Genomic DNA, 20,860 nt, shown 5'->3' with positions numbered 1-20,860 from the left:
GGCGGTGTGAGAGGAGGGTGAGGCGACCTTACCCTCCTACTCGATTGGTCAGGTGGTGGTCAGGACGAACACGGTCAGCGGGCCCGCCGTGATCTCTCGCGCCCCGGTTATGCCGGGAACCTCGAACGGCGTGTCGCGGTGGAACGGCTGGGTACACGAGCCCAGCATGCAGAAGTCGCGTCGGCCCCAGGAGTAGACCTTCCCGTCCCTGATGATGTGGCTGTCGTAGGTGCTGGCCGCGATGCGGGCGACGCCGCCGACGTGGGGAGCCAGCTCCGGCTGGAGCCGCCGGAGAATACCCGGCATGCCGAGCTGGAGGTAGGCGTTCGAGCCCCATGTCACGACGAAGCCGGTCGCCCCCAAGGCCATGCTGTGCTCGCTCCCGGCGGCCACCGCGACCAGGCCATGCAGATTGCCCAGCACTTTGGTGGGGTTGGGGCGCGCGGTCATGGTGCCGTCGCCCAGCTGGCCCTGGTTGTTGCGGCCCCAGGCGAACAATTCGTTCGTGCCTCCAGAGAGGGCCAGAGTGTGGTTCTCACCTGCCGACAGCGTGGAGATCTGGGACAGCGAGATCGCCCTGGGTGAGTGGCGCTCGTCGGTCGTGCCATCGCCGAGCTGGCCGTAGAAGTTGTTGCCCCAGGCGTAGGTCACGCCGTTGACGCCCGTGGCGAAGGCGTGCCGGGTGGAGGCGTAGATCTTCTTGATCTGCGGAAGGATACTCACCGGCACCGGCGTGAGGCGCCGGTCGAGGTCACCGAGGCCGAGCTGGCCGTAGTCGTTCTCGCCCCACATGCGGACGGTGCCGTCGGACTTCAGCGCCATGCCGAAACTGGCCCCCGCGGCCACGTCGACGACGTCGGTCAGGGTCGGCACCTGCTCTCGATTGATGATGGTTCGTGTCCCCGTGGCGGTGACGTACCTGCCCCAATGCCATACCTGACCGCTGGTGTCGCGTGCAACGGTGTACGACTGCCCCGGCGCGATCTCGGCGTATGTGTGACCGTTGACGACCTGGAGCGGGTTCGAGCCGCCGGGTGATGTGTTCCCCGTGAACCCGCCACCGAGTTCGCCATGAACGTTCTGGCCCCAGGCTGTGGCCTGGGGCACGGCGGCGCCGGCCGGCGCCGGGATCGTCGGCGCCAGTAGCGCGATCATGACTGCGAACGCGGTCAGCGCGGGTCGGTACCTCATGAATCCCCCCTGTCGAAATGGACTCCCCTTTTCAGGGCGTACGCCTTTAAGGCGTTCCGCCCTGTTCCATCCGGCCTCGGCCGCGATCCAGCTCTTCAGAAAAGATCCCTCTGCCTTCGCCCAAGCACGTCGGCCCTGATCAGTCGCCAGGTCCGCGACGACGGACGTGTGAGCGGTCTGGGACTCCGGTTTGTTCGTGCCCTTGACCCTGCCGGCTAACTCTCGGCGCGCGTGGTGCGGTCCGTGATCTGGCTGGGGTTTAGGTGGATCACGAGGGGCGGCCGTCGTCCCCTCATCCCGGCTGACCGCCGTAGACGCGGGCGAAGGTCTGTTCCATCCCGGGTGGCCTGCTCGCCTTGGTGGTAGGTGCCGCTGTCGATGACGTCGAGCAGGCGGTCACTGCCCGCCTCGTCATCACCGGCACCGTCATCCGCGGTGACATGCCTGGAGCCAAGCGCCTCATACGAACAGTCCTGACCATCGCACTCAGCGATCCTCAACTGCATGGGCAGGGGCAGACCGCCATCTCCGGCGCCTGCAGCGTCTCGTCCTGCTGCCGCCACAGGCCGGTGCACCGGTCAGGGCGTCAACGTGCTCTGCCCGCAGGCCGTCGGCGACCCTGCCGTCTGGCGAGAGCCCACCACCCAGACTGAGCCGTCCCGCGCGGTGGCGACATCGCGGAAGGAGTGGATGTCGGGCGAGGGGAACGTACGCATGCGCCAGCCCCGGGCGATTCCGCTCGGGGTCGCGGCCAGGGTGGCGCTCGGCGAGAACGTGGGCCCGGGAGTTTCGCACCACCAGGGGAGCGGCGCATCCGACGGCGTGCCGGACTGCAGAGGCTGACTGACCGGCAGCGGATCGGTGTCCTGAATTAGCCCAGCTCAACCGCCTTCATCAAATTGACAGGTTCCGAAATGCCCGGCTTATGTCCGGGTAGCGCCCTGGTTAGCGCATGGCCTGATCTTCACAATCGTGCCGTGAACCTCCAGCGGATCATTCGGTCCTTACACATCACGACCCTCTGCCTCCTGATGGTCGCCTCCTCCGCAGTGCTCTGGGCAGGGGCGACGCCGGCCCAGGCCGTCAAGGGCGCCGGCCCGGTGGCCGACGGTACGTACGGTTTCGTGGCGAAGGTGAACGTCGGCGAGACGCACAGCTGCACCGGAGCCCTCGTCAGCCCGCAATGGGTGATCACCGCCACCAGTTGTTTCGCCTCCCAAGGGCAGTCCGTCACGAGCGGAGCGCCGAAGACGGCGACGACGGTGACGGTCGGCAGGACGGATCTGTCCGGTACGAGCGGGCGGGTGCTGCCCGTGGAATGGATCCACCCGCACCCCGACCGGGACGTCGTGCTGGTCAAGCTGTCGCTGCGGGCAGTCGGCATCACACCTGCCGTGGTCGGCTCCGCCGTTCCGGCCGCGGGGGACGCGCTGCAGGTCGTGGGCTATGGACGAACGGCTGAGCAGTGGGCGCCCAACCGGGTACATGCCGCGCCGGTCGTGGCGGGGGCCGTGGACGCCGGCTCGTTCGGCTGGACCGGGGCGAACGGCAGTGACGTGAGCGCCTGTCAGGGGGACGCGGGCGCGCCGGTGCTGCGCACGAGCGGGAACCGCGCGGAGCTCGTCGGGATCAGCTCCGGCGCGGGCCAGGGAGGCTGCCTGGGCGCGGCCGGCGACGGGGCGCGCGGGGGAGATACGGCGCGGGTGGACGACCTGGCGAGCTGGATCCGCACGGTCGCGATCGAGCCCACCACGTCCTTCGCACAGTACGGCGGCAGCGTGACCGGTATCGGCGGCTATGACATGGATGACAACCGTGATCAGGCGGTGGCCTTCGATTACGACCATTCGGGGAAGCTGGATCACCTGCTGCTCTACCGTCCGGGCTCGCAGATCGTCTTCATCGTCAAGCGGAGAACGGACGGAACCTACGCCCCGGTCTTCTCCACGACCACTGGTATCGGTGGCTATGACCTGAAGGACAACCGGGACCGCATCATCGCCTTTGACTACACGGGTTCGGGAAAGCTGGACCATCTGCTGCTCTACCGGCCGGGCGGGCATACGGCCTGGATTCTCGAGCACGGTGCGGGCAACACGTTCAAAGCCGTTTTCCACAGCTCGGCCGGCATCGGCGAATATGACCTGCTGGGTGCCGAGGACCAGATCATCGCCTTCGACTACGAGCATTCGGGGAAGCTGGATCATCTGCTGTTGTACCGGCCGGGGACCGGTATGGCGCACATTCTCCGGCACAACGGTAATGCAACGTTCACGACGGTCTTCGCCACGGCCGATGGTGGGATCGGCGGGTACAACCTGAAGGATGCCAAGGACCGCATCATCGCCTTCGACTACACGAGCTCGGGGAGGCCGGACCACCTGGTGCTCTACCGTCCGGGCGGGCAGACGGCCTGGGTCCTCGAGCACGGTGCGGGGAGCACGTTCAGGGCCGTTTTCCACAGCTCGGCCGGCATCGGTGGCTATGACCTGAAGAGCACGTCGGATCAGATCATCGCCTACGACTACGAGCACACGGGCAGGCTGGATCACCTGCTGCTCTACCGTCCGGGCGGAAAGACGGCCTGGATCCTGCGGCACGACGCGGGCAATTCGTTCACGGCGGTGTTCCACAGTTCGACCGGCATCGGCGGTTACAACCTGGAGCTGGCGAAGGACCGCATCATCACCTTCGACTTCACGAGCACGGGCGGGCAGAGCCATCTGTTCGCCTACCGTCCGGGTGACCAGATCACCTATTTCACCGGACGGGCTCTTCCGCCGGTACGGGTGGTTCCGGTCACCGTGACGCCGGTCATCGGCCTGAACTCCATCGTGGAGAGGTTCGCCTACCCCGCGCACTACCCGCACGCATACGCGGGCACCTCCGGTCAGACCGATTGGGGTACGGAAAAGGCCGAGCAGAAGAACTTCGAGCTGACCTCCGGGAACGGCGGGATCATCTGGGTCTCGTGCAGCTCGTCCCCGGAGAACGGGGTCGGCGTGCTCAAGGTGTTCCCGGGCCTGCTGAACGGCCAGCCCGTGGTCGGCGAGCCGCACCTCGGGGTGATGGCGGTGTGCTTCAAGGTCCTCGCGCCCACGGGATGGGTGCAGCTCCGGATCCCGAACGTCTTCGAGGTTCAGGGAGACAGCCGCTCGCCGGGCGCCGGCCACGACGTGGACGCGACAGTCGTCAACGTGGAGACCGGAACGGAGCGGACCAAGCGCGTCGAACGGGACGAGAGCGAACAGTTCGGACGCTCGGATACCACCACCTGTGACGCGAGCCACCCGGATTATCCCGAGAACTGCAGCGAGACCCTCCTGGAACTGCGGGTCGTCAGTTGAGTACTGAACGGCCGGTCGGGCGCATGAGCTCCGGCCGGCCGTTCAGCCCATTCATTGACCACATCGACGGAAATGGTGGAAGTGAATACGATTCGAGCGTTACGTGGTGGCAGGACGGCCGGGGTCATCGGCGCCGTGCTCTCGCTGCTTCTCGCAGGCGGCCCCATCAGCGAGGCGAAAGCGGCGGCGGACCCGCCCCCAGCACCGGTATGCGAACGTCAGGTGGTTCTGGAAGCGTGGGTGACGGGCGGCGTGAACGTGCGTCCGGCCGCCGAGAGGGCGCTGCTCGGGGACAGAGCGGCGGTCTGTGCCCTGCTCGCCGAGCTTCCCCGGCTCGTGGCGCAGGACGACCGTGAGCAGGTCGGTCGCATCAAGTCCCAGGGCGAGCCTGAGGTGGCCGCCGCTGCCAATGCCGCCCTGGTCTCGGACGACCCCGGCGCCGTGGCGAAGTTCCTCGACGGTGGCTGGGAGACCGCCCGGGAGATCGACCTGCGCGCCAGCGTGAACAAGATGAAAGCGGCCGGCGGACCGGAGGTCAAGGCTGCCGCGAACGCGGTGCTGCGCAACGGGTCGCGTGGGGACCTGGGGAAGTTCATCGACTCGGGCTGGCGGGTGCCGTACCGGATGGACCTGCGCGTGGTCGTCAACCGGGCGATGTCCGAAGGGGGCCCGCAGGTGCAGGCCGCGGCCAACCGGGCGCTCCAGGACGGCAGCCAGGAGATGCTGGAGCGTTTCGCTCAGATCGACTGGGGAGTGGCCCAGGCCCGGGACAACGAGGCCCAAACCTTGAACGATCTCCGGGCGAGCGCCACGGAGGCGACCCGCCGCGCCGCGTTCGAGACGATCTCCGCGGTCGCGCAGGCCGACCGTGCGAAAGCCGAGGCCGCGGCGGCCAAGAGCGACGCGGAAGAGGCGCAACGCCTCGCCTCGCTGGCCGGGCGGGAGTCGGCGGAGGCCAAGCGTCAGGCCCAACGCGCTGCTGAGGCCGCCGACCGCGCCGCGGCTGCGTCCCGGGTCGCCGTACAGGCCGCGCGGACAGCGGCGACGGCCGCGCGCGCAGCCTCAGGGGCCGCCGCACGCGCGGCGACCGCAGCGGCGCGGGCGCACACGAAGTCGGACGAGGCGTGGGCGGCCGCGGCGGCGGCAGAGCTGGACGCGGCAGCCGCTGCCACAGCGGAGAAGCGCAACCGGGACATGCAGCGGATCGGTCCGGAGATCACCGCGTTGATCTCGCCCATCAATCAGATCATCGTCGTGACCGAGCAGGCGCACGCCGCGGTCGCCGCCGCCAATTCGGCCAGGGCGAACACCGAGGCCGCCGGACGCGCGGCTGAGGCCGCCGGGCATTATGCGGGGGAGGCCAGCGCCGAGGCCCGAAACGCGTTCGCGGCGGCCTCGCGGGCGAAAGCGAGCGCGGACCGGGCGAGGCGCGCCACCGAGGAGACGGTACGTCAGGCGGACATCGCCAAGGACGCGGCCGGAAAGGCGCGCGACGCGGCGACGCGCGCCGTGTCCTACGCGGAGCAGTCGGCGAGCGCCGCGGCGAGCGCGGCCCAGCATGCGGGCAGCGCCGTCAACGCGGCCGAGCTGGCGACGCAGCACGCGAACAACGCCTACCGCGCGGCGGAGGACGCGTTGCGGGCAGCTGAGACGGCCCAGATCGTCTACAAAGCGGCGCGTGAGGCGGACGCCGAACGACTCCAGAACGAGCTGGAACTTGAGCTGTCCTTCGCCCGGCACATCAGCCAGAAAGCCGCCGAGGCCCGATTGGGGGAGGCTCGCGGCTTCGATGTGCCCATGGGCCAGTACCACACCCCGCAGATCGACGCGCTGATCGCCGAGGTCGTCAACGCGCCGGAGACCGAGGCCGCATCGGCGGCCCTCAAGGCGCGGGAGGTGGCCCGCTACTTCGCGACCGTGCCCGGCACATGGACCAGTTCGGCGGCCATGAAGGCTCTCGGCGAGGACGATGACCTCCTTGTCATCGAGTTCATCAAGAGCGGACTCGCGTCCGCCGAAGAGCAGGACGACCGCACGACACTGACCGGCCTCATGATCACCGGCAGCGCGGCCATGAGAGCAGCCGCTCAGGACGCTCTCGACAGCGGATGGTCCGACGTCATCGCGTTCCTCAAGGACCCGGACTACCCCGAGCGAGCCGCCGAGGACCGGGAGGAGGTCAACGGCATCCTCTCTGACGCCCGCAGCACCGGCCACACCCACATCGAGGAGGCGGCGAACATCGCCCTGCGTTCCGACGACCCGGACGCCCGCAAGAAGTTCCTCGATACGGAGCACAACACCGCTTACGCGATCGACGTCCGGGCGAAGGTCGGCGTGATCGCCGGGGACGACTCTCACGGGACCGAGGTACGCAACGGCGCCCAAATCGCGCTGGCCGGCACGACGGCGATGCAGGTCGAGTTCCTGGAGGTGGAGCGGCACCGTGCGGCCCAGCGCGACTACGCGACCGCGACGCACAACTACATCGCCAGTTCCCTGATGATCGAGACCTCGCAGATCGCGCAGCAGGCCGTCGACTTCGCGCGCACCGCGCAGGCGGCGGCGGCGGAGGCCCGCGGTGCGGCGGAGCAGGCCATCGGTTACGCGAACGACGCCGGCAGGGCGGCCGAGGAGGCGAGGAAGTTCGCGACCGAGGCCGTCGCTCACGCCCGCGACGCCGCCGCGTCCGCGGAACGGGCCGCCGAGGCCGTCCGCACCGCCGCCGCCGCGACCAAGCAGGCCCAGCAGTCGGCCAGGTCGGCGTCCCTCTCGGCCCGCTGGGCCCGCGCCTCGGCCGTCTCGGCGGCACAGGACGCGGCCAGCGCCTATGCCGCCTATGACACCGCGTACGCCGCGCAGATCGCGGCCGGCAAGAGCGCGTCCGAGGCGGCTCGCATCGCCGCGGAAGTGTTCGCGACCTATCGGGAAGAGGCCGAGGCACATCTGCGCGAGCTCAAGAGGGAACTGAAAGAGCATTGCAAGGATGCCCCCATACTCGGCAACCCTGGATACAACGACTGCGACGCACGCGCTGAAGAGATCCTGAACGACCCCAAGGGGCCGCTCCACGATCCGGACGGCTTCGCCAAGGACAACGTCGAGCACTGCAAGAGGCAGTTCGTCGGCAAAGCCCAGGACGCCTGTATGTCCATCGTCCTGAGCCCGATATTCTCCTTCGCGGCAAGGGAAATCGGTAACCGGGAGACCGACGCTCAACGCCTCGCCGAAGAGTACATAGCCCTGACCGGCGCGGACCTGTTCAATGCCGCCTCCCAGTACGGATTGGTCGGCGATTGCAAGAACGCCCTCAAGGGCGGTGTCGCGGATGCGGCGCAGTCGATCAGGGACTGCCTCACTGGAGCCCTGGAACTGTCCGAAGATCCCGACTGGGATAAGTATGCGTCCCAGTGGAGGGGGACCTTCGTGGCGTCACACGTCCCGGAGGAACTTCGGTTCGGCGAGTACAACTCGATCTGGGGAACGATGTACCTGCTCGCCCGCCAATCTGATCTATCCATCCTCTGGGCGACCCGCGAGACCGAGCTGGCAACGTCGATACTGCGCACAGTTCCGATCGGATGCGTCCAGGAAGGCGGACACTGCCCGTTCGAGGACACGGCGCGCCAGCTCAAGGACGTGAGCGAGACGATCAAACGTCTCAACAACCAGGGCTACATCGTGGACGAGTCCGGACGGGTGCTCGATGCCCACGGCCTGCCGATCGCGACTCTGCCACCGGTCACCGATCTGGAGAAGTGGGCGAACTACACCGTCGAGAGCGGTCTGCACGACGACCTCGCGGCCCTCGAACACCGTCTCAGTCTGCTGTACACGCAGCAGTTCGGCCTGCCCCTGGCGCCCCCGGCCTGGCACCTCGAGACGCAGCTCGCCTACCGCGTCGCCACGCGGGAGGTGGCGCTGAAGGAGAACACGCTGCGGCTCGTCATGAACAACCGCGGCGGTGTCTGCGACGCGGTGCCGATCAGCGGCACCGGGCCCGATGCGCAGCGCCAGATCGTGGCCGGGTGCATCCAGGCCATCAAACTGCTGCTGCCGGCCGGTACCACCATGATCATCTACTATCCGGATCCGGACAATCCGGCGGAACTGCTGGAGGTCACCGTGCGTGGGGTCGGCCGCTGGCGGGACTGATCCTGCGGGATGCATACGGATGGAGGCGCGGTCGTCGAGGGACGCCGCGCCTTCGTGCCGCCCAGGCCGATGACCGCTGGGCCTGGCTGCTCCAACCGCCGGCCCGCGCCCCGCTACGACGTCGGCAAGACCGTCAAACGCGGCCGCACCCTCGCAGCACTCCAACAATCAGGACGATGAAGAACAAGTTAGGCGTGGGAACATCCCGGCGCAATCGAGGCGATCTCGTGCTCGGCCGCGCCGACCTCCGCGCCAGCGCCACACCGAAGAACACCCCGACCGCCGCCGACACCCCGAACGTCGGCGCGATCGACCACGTGGATCCTCTCGGACGATGAAAGGAACAAGCTTAGAGTGCCGCGTTACGCTGGCGGAGACGGTCGCGGAGGGCTTGGGCCTCGGTCAGGTGTGCCTGGGCGGTCGGTTCGTCATCGGACAGCAGGGCCAGTTCTTCGTGGGTGTCAGCCTGGCCCTGAATGTGGCTGATCTGGCGGCTCAGGGTGAGTGCGGTCGTGGCGTGCCCGTGGGCGGTGGCGGTGTCGCCCAGGTGACGGTGGACTACGGCCAGGTTGTAGTGGGTGTTGGCTTGGTTCATGAGATCGGCCAGGTCTTCGAACAGGGAGAGTGCCTGGGCCAGGTGGGTCCGGGCGTCCTGGTGGCGGCCCAGGTCCTCATCCAGAATGCCGAGCTCGCAGCGGCAGATGGCAACGCCGCGGCGTTGGCCCGCTCTTTCGAACAACGTCATCGAGCGGGTCAGATGGTCGCGGGCGGAGGCGTGCTTGCCCTCCTTCCGGTCGAGGATACCGAGGTGGGTGTGGGTGAACGCTTGCTCGATGAGGTCGCCGCCGGCCGTAGCGGCCTCAAGGCTGCGGGTGGCGTGTGTTCGAGCTCGTGTCAGGTCGCCGAACCATTGGTAGATGACGCAGAGTTCGTTGTTCACTTCGATGTGGCCGGTGCGGTTGCCCACCTCGGTGTAGAGGGAGAGCGCGGTCGCGAGGTGGCCGAGGGCGGCGCGATAGTCGCTGGTCCGCTTGGCGATCATACCGAGGTTCTGCTGCATGGCCGCCTGACCGAGCCGGTCTCCTGCGTGTTCTGCCAGCTTGAGCGCGTGGCTGTTGAGGTCGACAACCTCGGCGTAGAAGCCGCGCATCCGCTGGTAGAGGGACAAGTGGTAGACGAGGCCCCATGCACCCGGGATGGGTATGGACAGGGCCCGTCTGACTACCGCGAGGAGGTCGGCGTGGTGTTGGTCGATCCAATGCAGGGCGGCGATGTCGGAGTCGTACTGCGGAACCAGCAGATCGGCCTGGCGCTTCTTCTTGCCGGTGACGGAGAGGCTGCGGTACAGGGCGAAGGACGCGGCCTCGACTGCGCAGGAGATGTACTGGAAGAGGCGCTCCTCAGCCGCCTCGAGGCGTTTGATGGTGTCGCGCCTGGCGGACTCGGTCAAGGCGGCGGCGCGCACCGCGTCGTGCATGCGATAGCCGCCGATCCTGGTGTCAGGTATGAGCAGGCCTCGTTGGTAGAGGGTGGCCAGATGGGCGGCGGTTTCCTCGGCCCGCCTGCCGGTGAGGGCGGCGCCGATGGGAGCGGTGATCAGTGATCCCGGGTAGTGCGCCGTCCTGCACAGAACGAGGCGGACAGCGGGGGCGAGCGCGGCGAGGGAACGTGCGAACGCGGCCGCGGTCTCATCCTGATCGCGCTTGTCGCTCGTAGCCCTGTCGGCCACGCGCTGGGCGGGGTCGGCCACTCTGAGGTCGCTCATCTGGCGGATCGCGAGCGGGAGCCGGAACGCCGCGGCGATGTCCGCGGCAGCCCGGGGGTCGTTGAGCCCGGCACGGCGCAGGATCGCGCCCGCCAGCCGGGTGGCCTGGCTCCTGGTGAACGGGTTAAGGGTCAGGATGTGGTCAGGGTCGAGGCCGACCAGAACGTGCCGCGTGGTGACGATTACGGCGCAACTGTCCCCGCCTGGCAGCAGAGGGCGTACCTGCTCGGTGGAGTCGGCGTCGTCCAGGACTATCAGCAGGCGCCGCCCCGCGGTGGCGGTCCGCCAGGCGCGGGCGAGCTCGGCCAGCCCAGCCGCGGCCGGGTCGGGCGGCACCTTCAGGGCGTTGAGCAGGGTACGCAGCGCCTCGGTGCCGGTCCGCCTGGACTCGGTGGCGGCGTAGGTGCGCAGCTCCAGCCAGAATATCCCGTCCGGGTAGTGGGCGGCGAGTTCGTGAACGGCGCGGACGGCCAACTCGGTCTTGCCAACCCCCGGCATTCCGGAGACGACCAGCAGCCGGTGGCCGGCAGGGCTCGTCAGACGACCCAGCTCCTTGCCGCGACCGACGAAGACCCGAGTTCCGGACGGGGGCGGCAGTGGGGAGCCGGACGGTTCCCCGGCACGGGGTGGCGACGAACCGAGATGAGGCAGGGCGATCAGCGTGCCCGCGCTGGTCAGGCAGGCCAGCGCCACCAGCCCGCCGAACAGCCACCAGTTCCAGCTCGTGGTGAGCAGGTTGGTCAGCCCGCCGGCCGCCACCCCGGCGATCGGACCGGCCGCGACGACGATCAGGCGGCGGCCAACGCGGGGCGGGTCCGGCGTTGTGGCCACGCTTGCCATCGTCTCAGGAAACACATCATGTGGATGGGGGATCGAGACCGTGATGGGCCAGGCGCCTTTCGGTGCACCACATCGGAGGCTGGGCGCCCGCCGACGCTGACATACAGCGCGACGTCGAGAGCCGGCGGCGTGCCATCCGGCAGTGGAATGTGGCTCACATCCACCCATCGGTGCTGGCCGTTGGGTTCGGCCAGCACGAACCGCACTTCCACCCGACAGGTGAGCTGGCCTGGACCGGGTTCGGGGATCGGGAGGTCCTCGATGGCGAACGAGTCGGGCGTGCCGTAGCCGGGGACGACTCCAGGCCATCGTCTGGTGGCTGGACACCGGCAGGCAGATGTCAGCGCGAGAGATCGCCGCCCAGACAGCCGGACTGGCCTCAGCACTCATCGCCGAGGCCGGCAACAACGGAGCATGAAGCGGCCATGCCGCCGTATCGGCGCTACGCGGCTCCCCAGCACACCAGGACGGCGGCGAGCGTGAGGCTCGGACAGCACGGCGGCGATCGGGCCGCGAGCTTGGCCTGGCCGCCGTAATAAGTAGGTGATCGGGGGCTGGTGCTGGTGTCGATCCCCTCGTGCAGGCTGGAGTATCGGACACTTTCCGTGGGCTCTAGGTGATTCTCACACCTCTCTTTGATTCAGTGGTGGGCTGGTTGCCTGTCGCGGCCGGTGTTCCTGGCGGCGGGGATCATGGCGGTGGCCAGCAGCGCCAGGAGCAGGAAGCCGGCTCCGGCGTAGGAGCCGAGGGCCAGCCCGCCGGTCATCGCCTCGCGCGCGGCCACGGCCACGGCCGCGGTGTTCGGGTCGGCGGCCAGCGGCGCGATCGCGGCGCCCGCGCTGTCGGTGACGGTGCGCGCCAGTTGCTCGGACTGCGCGACGGGCAGGCCCGACGTCGTCAGCGTGTCCTGCAGGTTGGTGCCGAGCGCGGTGAAGAACACCGTGAACAGTACGGCGATGCCGAGTGCCGAGCCGAGCTGCCGGAAGGCGCTCTGCACGCCGGAACCCTGCCCCGAACTCGTCTCGGGCACATCGGCCAAGACGACGTTGGTGACCTGGGCGGTGGCGAATCCGACGCCCACGCCGTACAGGCACAGGGCCCCCGCGATCGTCCACCACGGGCTGTCGGTCGCGGCGATCAGCCCGAGCGCGACCAGGCCCGCCGCCTCCAGCGCCAGCCCGATCCGGACCAGGCCGAGAGCGGAGACCTTGGCGGCCAGGCCGAAGCTGGCGCCGCTGGCCACGAAGCTGCCCACCGCCACGGCCAGCAAGGACAGGCCCGCCTGGACCGCGCTGTAGCCGAGGGTGAACTGCAGCCACAGCGGCAGGACCGCGATGATCCCGTACTCGCCGAGACCGATGATCGTGGTGGCGATGTTGCCGTTGCGGAAGGAGGAGATGGAGAACAGCCGGACGTCCATCAGCGCCTTGCCGGCGTCGGCACCCCTGGCGAGGACGGCCTGCCGGCGGACGAAGCCGATCAGTGCCAGCGCGGACAGCACCAGAGCCACCAGGACGGGCGAGGGGCCGCCGCCCCAGGTGAACCCGAGAATCTCGAGCGGCTCGATGGTGGCCAGCCAGCCGTAGGTGCGGCCTTCGACCAGCGCGAAGGCGAGCAGTCCGAGACCGAGGATCGACAAGGCCGCGCCGGCGGCGTCGATGCGGGCGGGCTTCTGCGGCGAGCGGGCCAGGAACACCATGCCGCCGGCCAGGATCAGCAGCGACAGCGGGATGTTGATGCCGAAGGCCCAGCGCCAGGAGGCGTGCTCCGACAGCCAGCCACCCAGGGCGGGGCCGAACGCGGCGGCGGCGCCGATGGTGGAGCCCCATACGGCGAACGCCTGGCCGCGTGCCTTGCCGGTGAAGGTGGCGTTCAGCAGCGCCAGCGAGGTCGGCAGGATCATCGCCGCCCCCGCACCCTGCAGGAAGCGGGCCAGGATGAGCAGGCCACCACCCGGCGCGAGCCCGGCCAGCAGGCTGGTCGCGCCGAAGACGACGACACCGGACAGGAAGACCCGCCTGGCACCGAGGATGTCGGAGTAGCGGCCGGTCAGCAGCAGCAGCGCGGCGAAGACGATCGCGTAGGACTCCTGGATCCACTGCGCCTGGGTGGCGTTGACCTTCAGGTCCTCGATGATCGGCGGGATGATCACGTTGACGATCGTGGTGTCCACCACGATCAGCGCGACGCCCAGCGCGATGGCTATCAGACCGAGCCAGCGGCGGGTGGGGGAATGCGTGGACATGCGGAAAACTCCGAACGGGGAAAGGGGCATGCTTCAGTACCGGTCCGCGCTTGGGCGCGACCGGGCGGGCGTGTGCCGCGGTGAGGCGGCGGGGGTCAGGACGAGGTCATGCCTTCCGCGGCGGCGGTGTAGATCTCGACGACACCGGCCAGGAAGTGTTCGATGACCTCCCGTTCGGCGCCGCTGAGCTTGCCGACGCGCTCGCCCACCCCGTCAAGCAGGGGGGTGAGGAGCTCGAAGAGCCGCGCCTTCGAGGTGTCGGCGAGCAGGACAAGAACCTTGCGGCGGTCGGTGGCGTGTGGCTGCCTGGTGACGTGACCGGCCCGCTCCAGGCGGTCGACGATGTGCGTGCTCGCCGCCGTGGACACCTGCAGCCGATCGGCCAGGTCTTTGGCCGTCAGCGGGCCGTCGGTGATCAGGTGCTCGATCGCCGACAGATCGGTGGAGTTGATGCCCAGGGCCTGGCCCAGTCGCTGTTCTACCAGGCGGGTCAGCAACCCGATCTGCTGCAGGCCCTCCATGATCGGGTCCCCGGTCACCCAGTTCTGCGCGGCTGACTTCGCTCCACTAGTCATGAAATTATACTACTACACAATTCGCTAACTAGATTAGCTATTGAAATGGCGGATCCTTGATGGCGACCTTCGTGATCGACTTGGCCCCTCGAAGGTATCCGTCCGGGGTGCTGGCGGCCGGGCCGCGGCGGATGCTGACGCGGCCGCTGCTGTGGGCGGGCGCGGCGGTCGCGGTGCCGGACACGGTCCCCGGGCTGGCCCGGCAGGCGGCCAAGGGCTGGCCGCAGGCGGAGATGACCGCCCTCTGTTGGCGCTGCTGTCGTCAGCCGAACTGCTCAATTGTGCTTTGCAAGGGCACCGCCTCCGAGCTGCCACATTTCATAGTTCCCACATTCTGCCGTGATCTCGGCCGCCGCCTGAGCCGCGGTGAAGAAGTCGTCGACCACCGGCGAGGTGTGCGATGCCGCCACCGCGAGGCACACCTGATCCGACGCCAGATCCGGGACGGGCACGTAGCTGATGTTCGGATGTGAGTAGAACACGGTCGCCGAACGGGCCAGGAACGAGATGCCCCGGCCGGCCGCGACATGCTCGAGCGTCTCGTCCACCCCGCGCACCACGTACCCGGCGTTAGGGTGCGGCCGCCTGGTGGGCTGCGTGCTCGTGTCGGCATGCCAGAGCAGCGGCTCGCCGGCCAGGTCGGCCTCGGTGATCTGCTCCTTGCCGGCCAATCGGTGGCCGGCGGGCAGCACCGCCACCCGCGGCTCGGTGTACAGCGAGGTGACGCGCAGGCCGGTCTCGTCGATGGGCAGCCGCACATAGCCGACGTCGATGCGGCCGTCGAGCAGCATCGTGGCCTGGTCGTCCCATTCGATCCGCTGCACGTCCACCAGAACGTCCGGGTGCCGGTCGGCGAACAGCCGTACCGCCGGGGCGACCGCGATGCCCGCCCGGAAGCCGACCATGAGCCGTCGGCTGCCCCGCGCGGCCACGGTCACCCGGCGGCGGACCGCGTGCGCGGAGGCCAGCAGCGGGCCGGCGTCGGTCAGCAACTGCCTGCCGGCGTCGGTCAGCGCCACGCCGTGGCTGTCCCTTGTCAGCAGTGGGGTGCCGAGATCCTGTTCCAGCGCGCGGATCTGCCGACTGAGCACCGGCTGCGCGATATGCAGCTCATCGGCGGCGCGCCCGAAGTGCAACGTGCCGGCGACGGCGACGAAGTAGCGCAACTTGCGCAGGTCCAGATCCATGGGGCCTCCCGGTCCGGCGATGCCTCCAGGGTATCGCCACGGCTGAAACAGGTCTTGGACACCCATTCAGGCCAATGGCACCCTTACCGATGGGGCCGGAGCGAATTCGGCATAAGAGTTCGACATCGGGACTTGATAGCAGGGTCCAGAACCAGAATGAGCACTTCACAAATTGAGCCAGGCTCATCGCGTCATTCGACGACATACCCGTTAACGACGACGGCGTGGGCATGGTGTCCTATTTAGCTCCAGAAAAAGAAGGCACATCAATGAGCAGCATCAGCATTATCGGCCTGGGGAACATGGCGAGCGCCCTGGCCGGCCGGGCGCTCGCCGGCGGCAGCGCAGTCGAGATCATCGGCCGCGACCCGGCCAAAGCCAAGGAATTGGCCGCCGCGCTCGGCGGCGCCACTGCCGGGACGCCCGGCGCCGCCCCGGCCGGGGACATCGTGATCCTCGCCGTGCCGTACGCCAGCGCGGCGGCGGTGGTCAGCGAGTACGGGGACGCGCTGGACGGCAAGGTCATCATCGACATCACCAACCCCATTTCGCCCGATTTTACGGGCTTTGTCACCCCCGACGGCAGTTCCGGCGCGCAGGAGATCGCCAAGGTCGCCCCTGCCGGCGCGCATGTCGTCAAGGCGTTCAACACCCTGTTCTCCCATGTCCTGGCGGCCGGCCCAGCCGAGGGTCGCCCACTGGACGTGTTCATCGCCGGCGACGACGCGCAGGCAAAGGCACGCGTGTCGGCGTTCATCGAGAGCCTGGGACTGCGCCCTATGGACACCGGGCAGCTGCCAATGGCGCGGGCACTGGAGAACGCCGCACTGCTGCAGCTGGGCCTCGTCGCCCACTCCGTCAAGCACACCAACTTCTTCCTCGGCGTCAGCATTCTCAGCTGAGCGCACCCGCACCACATCACGCCAGTCGATCTACGGCACGAGAAGAACAGCCCCCTACACCGACCTTTACAAGGAAGTAGCATGCGCGTTTTCGTCACTGGCGGGACCGGCCATTCCGGTTCGTACATCATCCCCGAGCTCATCGCCGCCGGGCACGAAGTCACCGGCCTGGCACGGTCGGACACGGCCGCGGCGGCGCTGTCCGCACTCGGCGCGAAGGTGCGTCGCGGCGACCTCCAGGATCTCGACGGGCTAAAGGAGGCGGCCGCGGACTCCGAGGGCGTCATCCACGTCGCGCACAGGCAAGATCTGCTTCCGTCCGGCGGGATCGACGCCGTGGCCGCCGCGGAGCTCCCGATCATGCTCGCGTACGGCGAGGCACTCGCGGGAACCGGAAAGCCGCTGGTCGCGGCGGGGAGCATTGGCTCGCCCGGGAACCTGGGCCGGCCGGCCACCGAGGAGGACCCGGCCCTTCCCGGCGGCGATGAGTACAAGGGTACGCTGCGGGTTCGTAACGTCGTGGAAACCGCCGTAGTCGGCCTCGCCGAGCGGGGAGTGCGGTCTTCGGTCGTGCGGATTGCCAACATCGCGCACAGCACGACCGATCGTGCCGGCTTCCTCGTGCAGCTGATCGCGCTCGCGAAGGAGAAGGGCTTCGCCGGCTACCCCGGAGACGGCGCGAACCTGTGGAACGCCGCGCACGTCCGCGATGTCGCCTCCTTGTTCCGCTTGGCGCTGGAGAAGGGGCCGGCCGGCAAATATTGGCACGCGGTCGGGGACGGGGGCATCCCGCTCCGCGAGATCGCCGAGGCCATCGGCAGCCGTCTGGGCCTGCCCGCCGTGAGCGTTCCCGCGGACGTACTGATGGTGCCGGGACACTTTGGGTTCCTCGCGAACATAATCACGCAGAACTACCCGGCGTCCAACCTCATCACCCGCCGGACCCTCGGCTGGGAACCCGCTCAGCCCGGCCTGCTCGCCGATCTGGACAACGGCCATTACTTCTCCGCCAGCTGACGGCACGGACCCGGCGGCTCGATCTCGCTCATCCGCGCCCGCACCCCGGCCAGGATCTCCGTGTTCACCTGCAACCGGACTCGGGAGACCATCTGGTCCAGCGTCGAATACCGGAGGATCTCCAGTCCGGCCTCCACCGGCTTCTCCAGCGCCACGTTGAGGTCTGCCGGGTTGTTTTTCGACACCGCCTCGATCCGCATCGTCTCCTCGGCCGGCTGATCACGATGGCGAGCGAGCACCTGACTCAACGACGGCCGAAACACCTTCGGGAATCCGCACGATGCGCTTTGATCGCCGGCTATCCCGCTCATGCCACCTCAGCTCGGACGCTTCAGGCCGGCTCGTCGGTGCCGTGGGAGTCGGTGCCGCGGGAGTCGGTGAGCGTGAGTGCACCGCCTGCCGCGATCAGGCCGACGATCACCGCCAGCACGGCGTAGGTGATCCGTTCGCCGTGGAAGAACAACGCCACGAGGGCGTCGCTCCAGGTGCCTGCGGGCAGCTGGGTGGTGACCAGCATGGCGATCATGGTGCCGACCACGGCGGTGCCGATGCTGCTTCCGACCTCCTGGGTGGTGTCGTTGAGCGCGGTCCCGATCGAGGTGCGGTTGCTTGGCATCGCCTCGACGAGTGCGATGGCGCAGATCGTCATGACAGTGCGCAGTCCGACGGTCATCACGACCATGGAGATCGCGATGGCGGCGTACCCGTGCTCGACGCCCCAGGCGAGACCGGCCAGCGAGCCGGCTAGGCAGGCCGCCCCGACCAGGCAGGCGATGCGGTGGCCGAACCTTTTGGCGAGCCACTCGGACATGGGGGTCGCGACGATCATGGTCACGATGATCGGCAGGTTCGCCAGGCCGGCCCGCACGGGGCTCCACCCGTAGGCGTACTGGAAGTGGAGGATCAGCCCGAACATCACGCTGGCCATCGCGATGGACGTCCCGATTTGCGCGATGGCGGCCCCGCGGACGGTGCCGTTGGAGAAGAGGCTGAGGTCCAGCATGGGCGATGCGCTGCGGCGCTCGTGTCGCACGAACGCGACGGCCGCGGCCACGCTGCCGAGGATCGACGCGAGGGTGATCAGGGAGAGCCAGCCGTGTTCGACACCGCTGGTCAACGAGTAGCACGCGAGGCCGATGGTGGTGATGCTCAGGAGGGCGCCAGGCAGATCGAGCTTGTCGGTGGTCAGGTCCTCGGGCCCGTCGGCTGCGACGCCGAGCCGGACGCCGATGGCCGCGATCAGTGCGATCGGGGCGTTGATGACCAGCAGCCACTCCCACCGCACGTGGGCGAGCGCGGTGCCACCGAGCAGCGGGCCGAGGACAAACCCGGACATGCCGACAACGATCATCAGGGTCATCGCCCGCATGCGCAGCGCCTGGTCGTCGAAGAGCCGGAAGACCAGGGAGTTGGTGATGGGCGCCATCGCTGCGGCGGCGATGCCGAGTCCGGCTCTCAGGGCGATGAGCTCCCCGGCAGTGGTGACGGCCACCACGCCCAGACTGAGCAGGCCGAACACGGCGAGTCCGATCAGCAGCACGCGTCGGCGCCCGAGGCGGTCGGCCATCGATCCGGCGGTGAGCAGCAGCCCGCCGAAGGTCAGGGAGTACGCCCCGGTGACCCACTGCAGCGCCGTCGTGCCGCTGCCGAGGTCACGACCGATCGTGGGCAGTGCGATCGAGAGCAGCGTGTTGTCGACCATCTCGACGAAGAAGGCCAAGCACAGCGCGGCCAGGGGAATCCATGCCGCGCGCAATGACGGGTACGTGCGCGACGTGGCGGGAGCGGTGGTGGCGGTCATGGTGAGCCTCCTCTCGGGTGTCGCCGATTATCGAACGACGTTCTACGATAGAACGAGGTTCGATGATTGTGCAAATTGTGATTGAATGGGTGTTATGGCACGCCCGCGAACACACTCCGTTGATCGTCCTTCCCGAGGGCGGCAACGCGCTTCGCACTCCATGGAGGCCGTCCTCACCGCGGCCGTGGCCCTGCTCGATGCGGCTGGCGAGTCGGCACTGACATTCCGTGCCCTCGCCGCCCGGCTCGGCACCGGCGTCGGCAGCATCTACTGGTATGTCTCGAGCAAGGGCGAACTGCTCGACCGCGCCACCGACCACGTGATCGGCGGGGTGCTGACCACCGTCGAGGGACAGGCGGGCAGTGACGACCCGATCGATGACCTACGCGTGATGGCCGTCACGCTGTTCGACGTGATCGTGGACCGGCCATGGCTGGCGGCCTACTTCATGCGCAACACCGACGTCCAGGGCAACTCGTTGCGACTGTATGAGAAGCTCGGCCGGCAAACGCTTCGCCTCAACCTGACGCCTCGACAGCGATTCCACGCCGTTTCGGCGATCGTGGGCGTCGTGGTCGGCACGGCTGCTGACCTGGGGGCGGAGATGCCCCAGGAACTGCTCGACGGCCACGTGGGCCGCGAGGAGTACCTGGGTCGCTACGCCGAGAGGTGGCGTGCGCTCGACGCCGAGGAATTCCCGTTCGTGCACGAGATCGCCGACGAGTTCGCCGGGCACGACGACAGGGAGCAGTTCCTCGCCGCACTGGAGCTGACTCTGGCAGGCCTCCGCCTTCAGGCCGGAGCCTGATGCCGATGCACCCGTTCAGGTCCTGCCCTACAGCTCTTCCACGTAGCCGAGGTTGTCACTTCAGGAGTGATAACCCCTCTGGGACTCCAAGTTGGTGATCTTGGCAGACTTGATCACGGATGAGAATTGAGGCCCCACTCGGGTGATGCGGAACCAGCGGTTGCGGTCCAGGTCGCGGTTACCACAGGTCAACAGCATGGCTCAGTCCTGATCACACCAAAGTGATCGTGATGACGCGGGCCTCGCTCCATTGGCCGTCGATGAGCGCTCGGGCCCAGATCTCCAGCGCCCCCTTTCGCAGGTGCGTGTGAGCCTCGCCACCAGGTTCGATCACGTACTCGGTGCCGGACAGATGGCCCTCGTCCCGCTGGTTCTCCCACACCATCTTGCCGCGCTGGAAGAAGCCGAAGAGGTAGCCCGCTGAGCCTTCGACGGGCTTCACCCTGACGGTAAGGGGCTCGGTGACCTTCACCATGGCCGCACGCGGGGAGACGAAAAGCCGGGGTGCCGGCGGCACCCGCGCCGATGCCGGACAGCCTGATGGTGGTCGGGCTGTTGGCCGCGCTGCTGGTAGTGATCACCGAGCCGGTACGCCTGCCAGACGCCGCCGGCCTGAACGCCGCCGCGGCGAGCCAGGGCACCACGGGCCTGCTCATCGCCGGCGCCGTCACGGTACTCGGATACGCCGCGCTGGTGATCAGCGTGGCCATCCCCGAGTGGGTCCGGCTGCGCGCCCTGCGTGAGCCGGGCCGCCAACTGCGCCGGCTGGTCACGCATCTGCCCTCGGTCGAGGACGCGCAGAAGCTGGCCGCGCTGTGGTCACACACGCACATCGAGACGGTCCGGTCGATCGAGGCCATGGGCGCCCCGCAGAAAGCCGACCCCCGAAAGAACAGAACACCCAAACTGTAACTGAACGGCCACGATCCGCAAGGCGTCTCCTCCGCCGGAGGAGACGCCCGTCGCCGAGACGGTAGAAGCTTCGCGCAACGGCCTGAAACCCCTTGCGCAATGGTCAAGGATCGTT

15 protein-coding genes are annotated in these 20,860 nt (G+C 68.4%); 7 read left to right on the top strand and 8 right to left on the bottom strand.

Annotation, left to right across the window (positions count from 1 at the left end; translation table 11 throughout):
• Positions 1-48: 48 nt before the first annotated feature.
• A complete protein-coding gene (locus ACWD0F_RS45330) occupies positions 49-1,191 on the bottom strand; it encodes an RCC1 domain-containing protein (protein WP_449888319.1) in 1,143 nt (380 codons plus the stop codon).
• A 914-nt stretch (positions 1,192-2,105) separates the two neighbouring features.
• On the opposite strand from ACWD0F_RS45330, the gene ACWD0F_RS45325 reads away from it, so the two are divergent.
• From ACWD0F_RS45325 to ACWD0F_RS45315, 3 genes are all read left to right on the top strand, one after another.
• Positions 2,106-4,538: a S1 family peptidase gene (locus ACWD0F_RS45325; protein ID WP_449888317.1), complete on the top strand. Its 2,433-nt coding sequence runs from the start codon at positions 2,106-2,108 to the stop codon at positions 4,536-4,538.
• 54 nt (positions 4,539-4,592) lie between these two features.
• On the top strand, positions 4,593-8,693 hold the full coding sequence (locus ACWD0F_RS45320) for a DddA-like double-stranded DNA deaminase toxin (protein WP_449888316.1): 4,101 nt from the start codon (positions 4,593-4,595) through the stop codon (positions 8,691-8,693).
• A 176-nt stretch (positions 8,694-8,869) separates the two neighbouring features.
• Positions 8,870-9,031, top strand: coding sequence for a hypothetical protein (locus ACWD0F_RS45315; RefSeq protein WP_449888315.1), 162 nt, complete (start codon positions 8,870-8,872; stop codon positions 9,029-9,031).
• Positions 9,032-9,042: 11 nt separating this feature from the next.
• On the opposite strand, the gene ACWD0F_RS45310 is transcribed toward ACWD0F_RS45315, so the two are convergent.
• The 4 genes from ACWD0F_RS45310 to ACWD0F_RS45295 form a co-directional block, all read right to left on the bottom strand.
• Complete coding sequence (locus ACWD0F_RS45310) at positions 9,043-11,289, bottom strand: tetratricopeptide repeat protein (RefSeq protein ID WP_449888314.1); 2,247 nt, start codon at positions 11,287-11,289, stop codon at positions 9,043-9,045.
• A gap of 649 nt (positions 11,290-11,938) precedes the next feature.
• Positions 11,939-13,543: an MFS transporter gene (locus tag ACWD0F_RS45305; protein ID WP_449888312.1), complete on the bottom strand. Its 1,605-nt coding sequence runs from the start codon at positions 13,541-13,543 to the stop codon at positions 11,939-11,941.
• A gap of 95 nt (positions 13,544-13,638) precedes the next feature.
• Positions 13,639-14,118 carry a MarR family winged helix-turn-helix transcriptional regulator gene (locus ACWD0F_RS45300; RefSeq protein ID WP_449888311.1) on the bottom strand — a complete coding sequence of 160 codons (480 nt, stop codon included), beginning with the start codon at positions 14,116-14,118 and terminating at the stop codon, positions 13,639-13,641.
• A gap of 275 nt (positions 14,119-14,393) precedes the next feature.
• Positions 14,394-15,305 carry a LysR family transcriptional regulator gene (locus ACWD0F_RS45295; protein WP_449888308.1) on the bottom strand — a complete coding sequence of 304 codons (912 nt, stop codon included), beginning with the start codon at positions 15,303-15,305 and terminating at the stop codon, positions 14,394-14,396.
• Positions 15,306-15,574: 269 nt separating this feature from the next.
• Here ACWD0F_RS45295 and ACWD0F_RS45290 point away from each other — a divergent pair, with 269 nt between their 5' ends.
• Together ACWD0F_RS45290 and ACWD0F_RS45285 are read left to right on the top strand one after the other, a co-directional pair.
• Positions 15,575-16,207: an NADPH-dependent F420 reductase gene (locus ACWD0F_RS45290; protein ID WP_449888307.1), complete on the top strand. Its 633-nt coding sequence runs from the start codon at positions 15,575-15,577 to the stop codon at positions 16,205-16,207.
• An 81-nt stretch (positions 16,208-16,288) separates the two neighbouring features.
• Positions 16,289-17,224: an SDR family oxidoreductase gene (locus ACWD0F_RS45285; protein ID WP_449888306.1), complete on the top strand. Its 936-nt coding sequence runs from the start codon at positions 16,289-16,291 to the stop codon at positions 17,222-17,224.
• Here ACWD0F_RS45285 and ACWD0F_RS45280 read toward each other — a convergent pair.
• Together ACWD0F_RS45280 and ACWD0F_RS45275 are read right to left on the bottom strand one after the other, a co-directional pair.
• Positions 17,206-17,535, bottom strand: coding sequence for a hypothetical protein (locus ACWD0F_RS45280; RefSeq protein WP_449888305.1), 330 nt, complete (start codon positions 17,533-17,535; stop codon positions 17,206-17,208). The genes ACWD0F_RS45285 and ACWD0F_RS45280 overlap by 19 nt on opposite strands.
• 20 nt (positions 17,536-17,555) lie before the next feature.
• Positions 17,556-19,025, bottom strand: coding sequence for an MFS transporter (locus tag ACWD0F_RS45275; protein ID WP_449888304.1), 1,470 nt, complete (start codon positions 19,023-19,025; stop codon positions 17,556-17,558).
• Positions 19,026-19,185: 160 nt separating this feature from the next.
• Here ACWD0F_RS45275 and ACWD0F_RS45270 point away from each other — a divergent pair, with 160 nt between their 5' ends.
• Positions 19,186-19,833 carry a TetR/AcrR family transcriptional regulator gene (locus ACWD0F_RS45270; RefSeq protein ID WP_449888303.1) on the top strand — a complete coding sequence of 216 codons (648 nt, stop codon included), beginning with the start codon at positions 19,186-19,188 and terminating at the stop codon, positions 19,831-19,833.
• 211 nt (positions 19,834-20,044) lie between these two features.
• On the opposite strand, the gene ACWD0F_RS45265 is transcribed toward ACWD0F_RS45270, so the two are convergent.
• Positions 20,045-20,308 carry a hypothetical protein gene (locus ACWD0F_RS45265; RefSeq protein ID WP_449888301.1) on the bottom strand — a complete coding sequence of 88 codons (264 nt, stop codon included), beginning with the start codon at positions 20,306-20,308 and terminating at the stop codon, positions 20,045-20,047.
• Between the two features lie 50 nt (positions 20,309-20,358).
• Between ACWD0F_RS45265 and ACWD0F_RS45260 the strand changes: the two genes are divergently transcribed.
• Complete coding sequence (locus tag ACWD0F_RS45260) at positions 20,359-20,745, top strand: hypothetical protein (protein WP_449888299.1); 387 nt, start codon at positions 20,359-20,361, stop codon at positions 20,743-20,745.
• Positions 20,746-20,860: the final 115 nt, after the last annotated feature.

Source organism: Nonomuraea sp. NPDC002799 (assembly GCF_053592075.1).
This window is presented reverse-complemented; position numbering and strand designations above follow the sequence as displayed.

Excerpts from the sequence above, each read along its gene's own strand:
- ACWD0F_RS45330 (WP_449888319.1), bottom strand. The coding sequence starts at position 1,191 with ATGAGGTACCGACCCGCGCTGACCGCGTTCGCAGTCATGATCGCGCTA.
- ACWD0F_RS45325 (WP_449888317.1), top strand. The coding sequence starts at position 2,106 with ATGCCCGGCTTATGTCCGGGTAGCGCCCTGGTTAGCGCATGGCCTGAT.
- ACWD0F_RS45315 (WP_449888315.1), top strand. The coding sequence starts at position 8,870 with ATGAAGAACAAGTTAGGCGTGGGAACATCCCGGCGCAATCGAGGCGAT.
- ACWD0F_RS45305 (WP_449888312.1), bottom strand. The coding sequence starts at position 13,543 with ATGTCCACGCATTCCCCCACCCGCCGCTGGCTCGGTCTGATAGCCATC.
- ACWD0F_RS45300 (WP_449888311.1), bottom strand. The coding sequence starts at position 14,118 with ATGACTAGTGGAGCGAAGTCAGCCGCGCAGAACTGGGTGACCGGGGAC.
- ACWD0F_RS45295 (WP_449888308.1), bottom strand. The coding sequence starts at position 15,305 with ATGGATCTGGACCTGCGCAAGTTGCGCTACTTCGTCGCCGTCGCCGGC.
- ACWD0F_RS45290 (WP_449888307.1), top strand. The coding sequence starts at position 15,575 with ATGAGCAGCATCAGCATTATCGGCCTGGGGAACATGGCGAGCGCCCTG.
- ACWD0F_RS45285 (WP_449888306.1), top strand. The coding sequence starts at position 16,289 with ATGCGCGTTTTCGTCACTGGCGGGACCGGCCATTCCGGTTCGTACATC.
- ACWD0F_RS45280 (WP_449888305.1), bottom strand. The coding sequence starts at position 17,535 with ATGAGCGGGATAGCCGGCGATCAAAGCGCATCGTGCGGATTCCCGAAG.
- ACWD0F_RS45275 (WP_449888304.1), bottom strand. The coding sequence starts at position 19,025 with ATGACCGCCACCACCGCTCCCGCCACGTCGCGCACGTACCCGTCATTG.
- ACWD0F_RS45270 (WP_449888303.1), top strand. The coding sequence starts at position 19,186 with ATGGAGGCCGTCCTCACCGCGGCCGTGGCCCTGCTCGATGCGGCTGGC.
- ACWD0F_RS45265 (WP_449888301.1), bottom strand. The coding sequence starts at position 20,308 with ATGGTGAAGGTCACCGAGCCCCTTACCGTCAGGGTGAAGCCCGTCGAA.
- ACWD0F_RS45260 (WP_449888299.1), top strand. The coding sequence starts at position 20,359 with ATGCCGGACAGCCTGATGGTGGTCGGGCTGTTGGCCGCGCTGCTGGTA.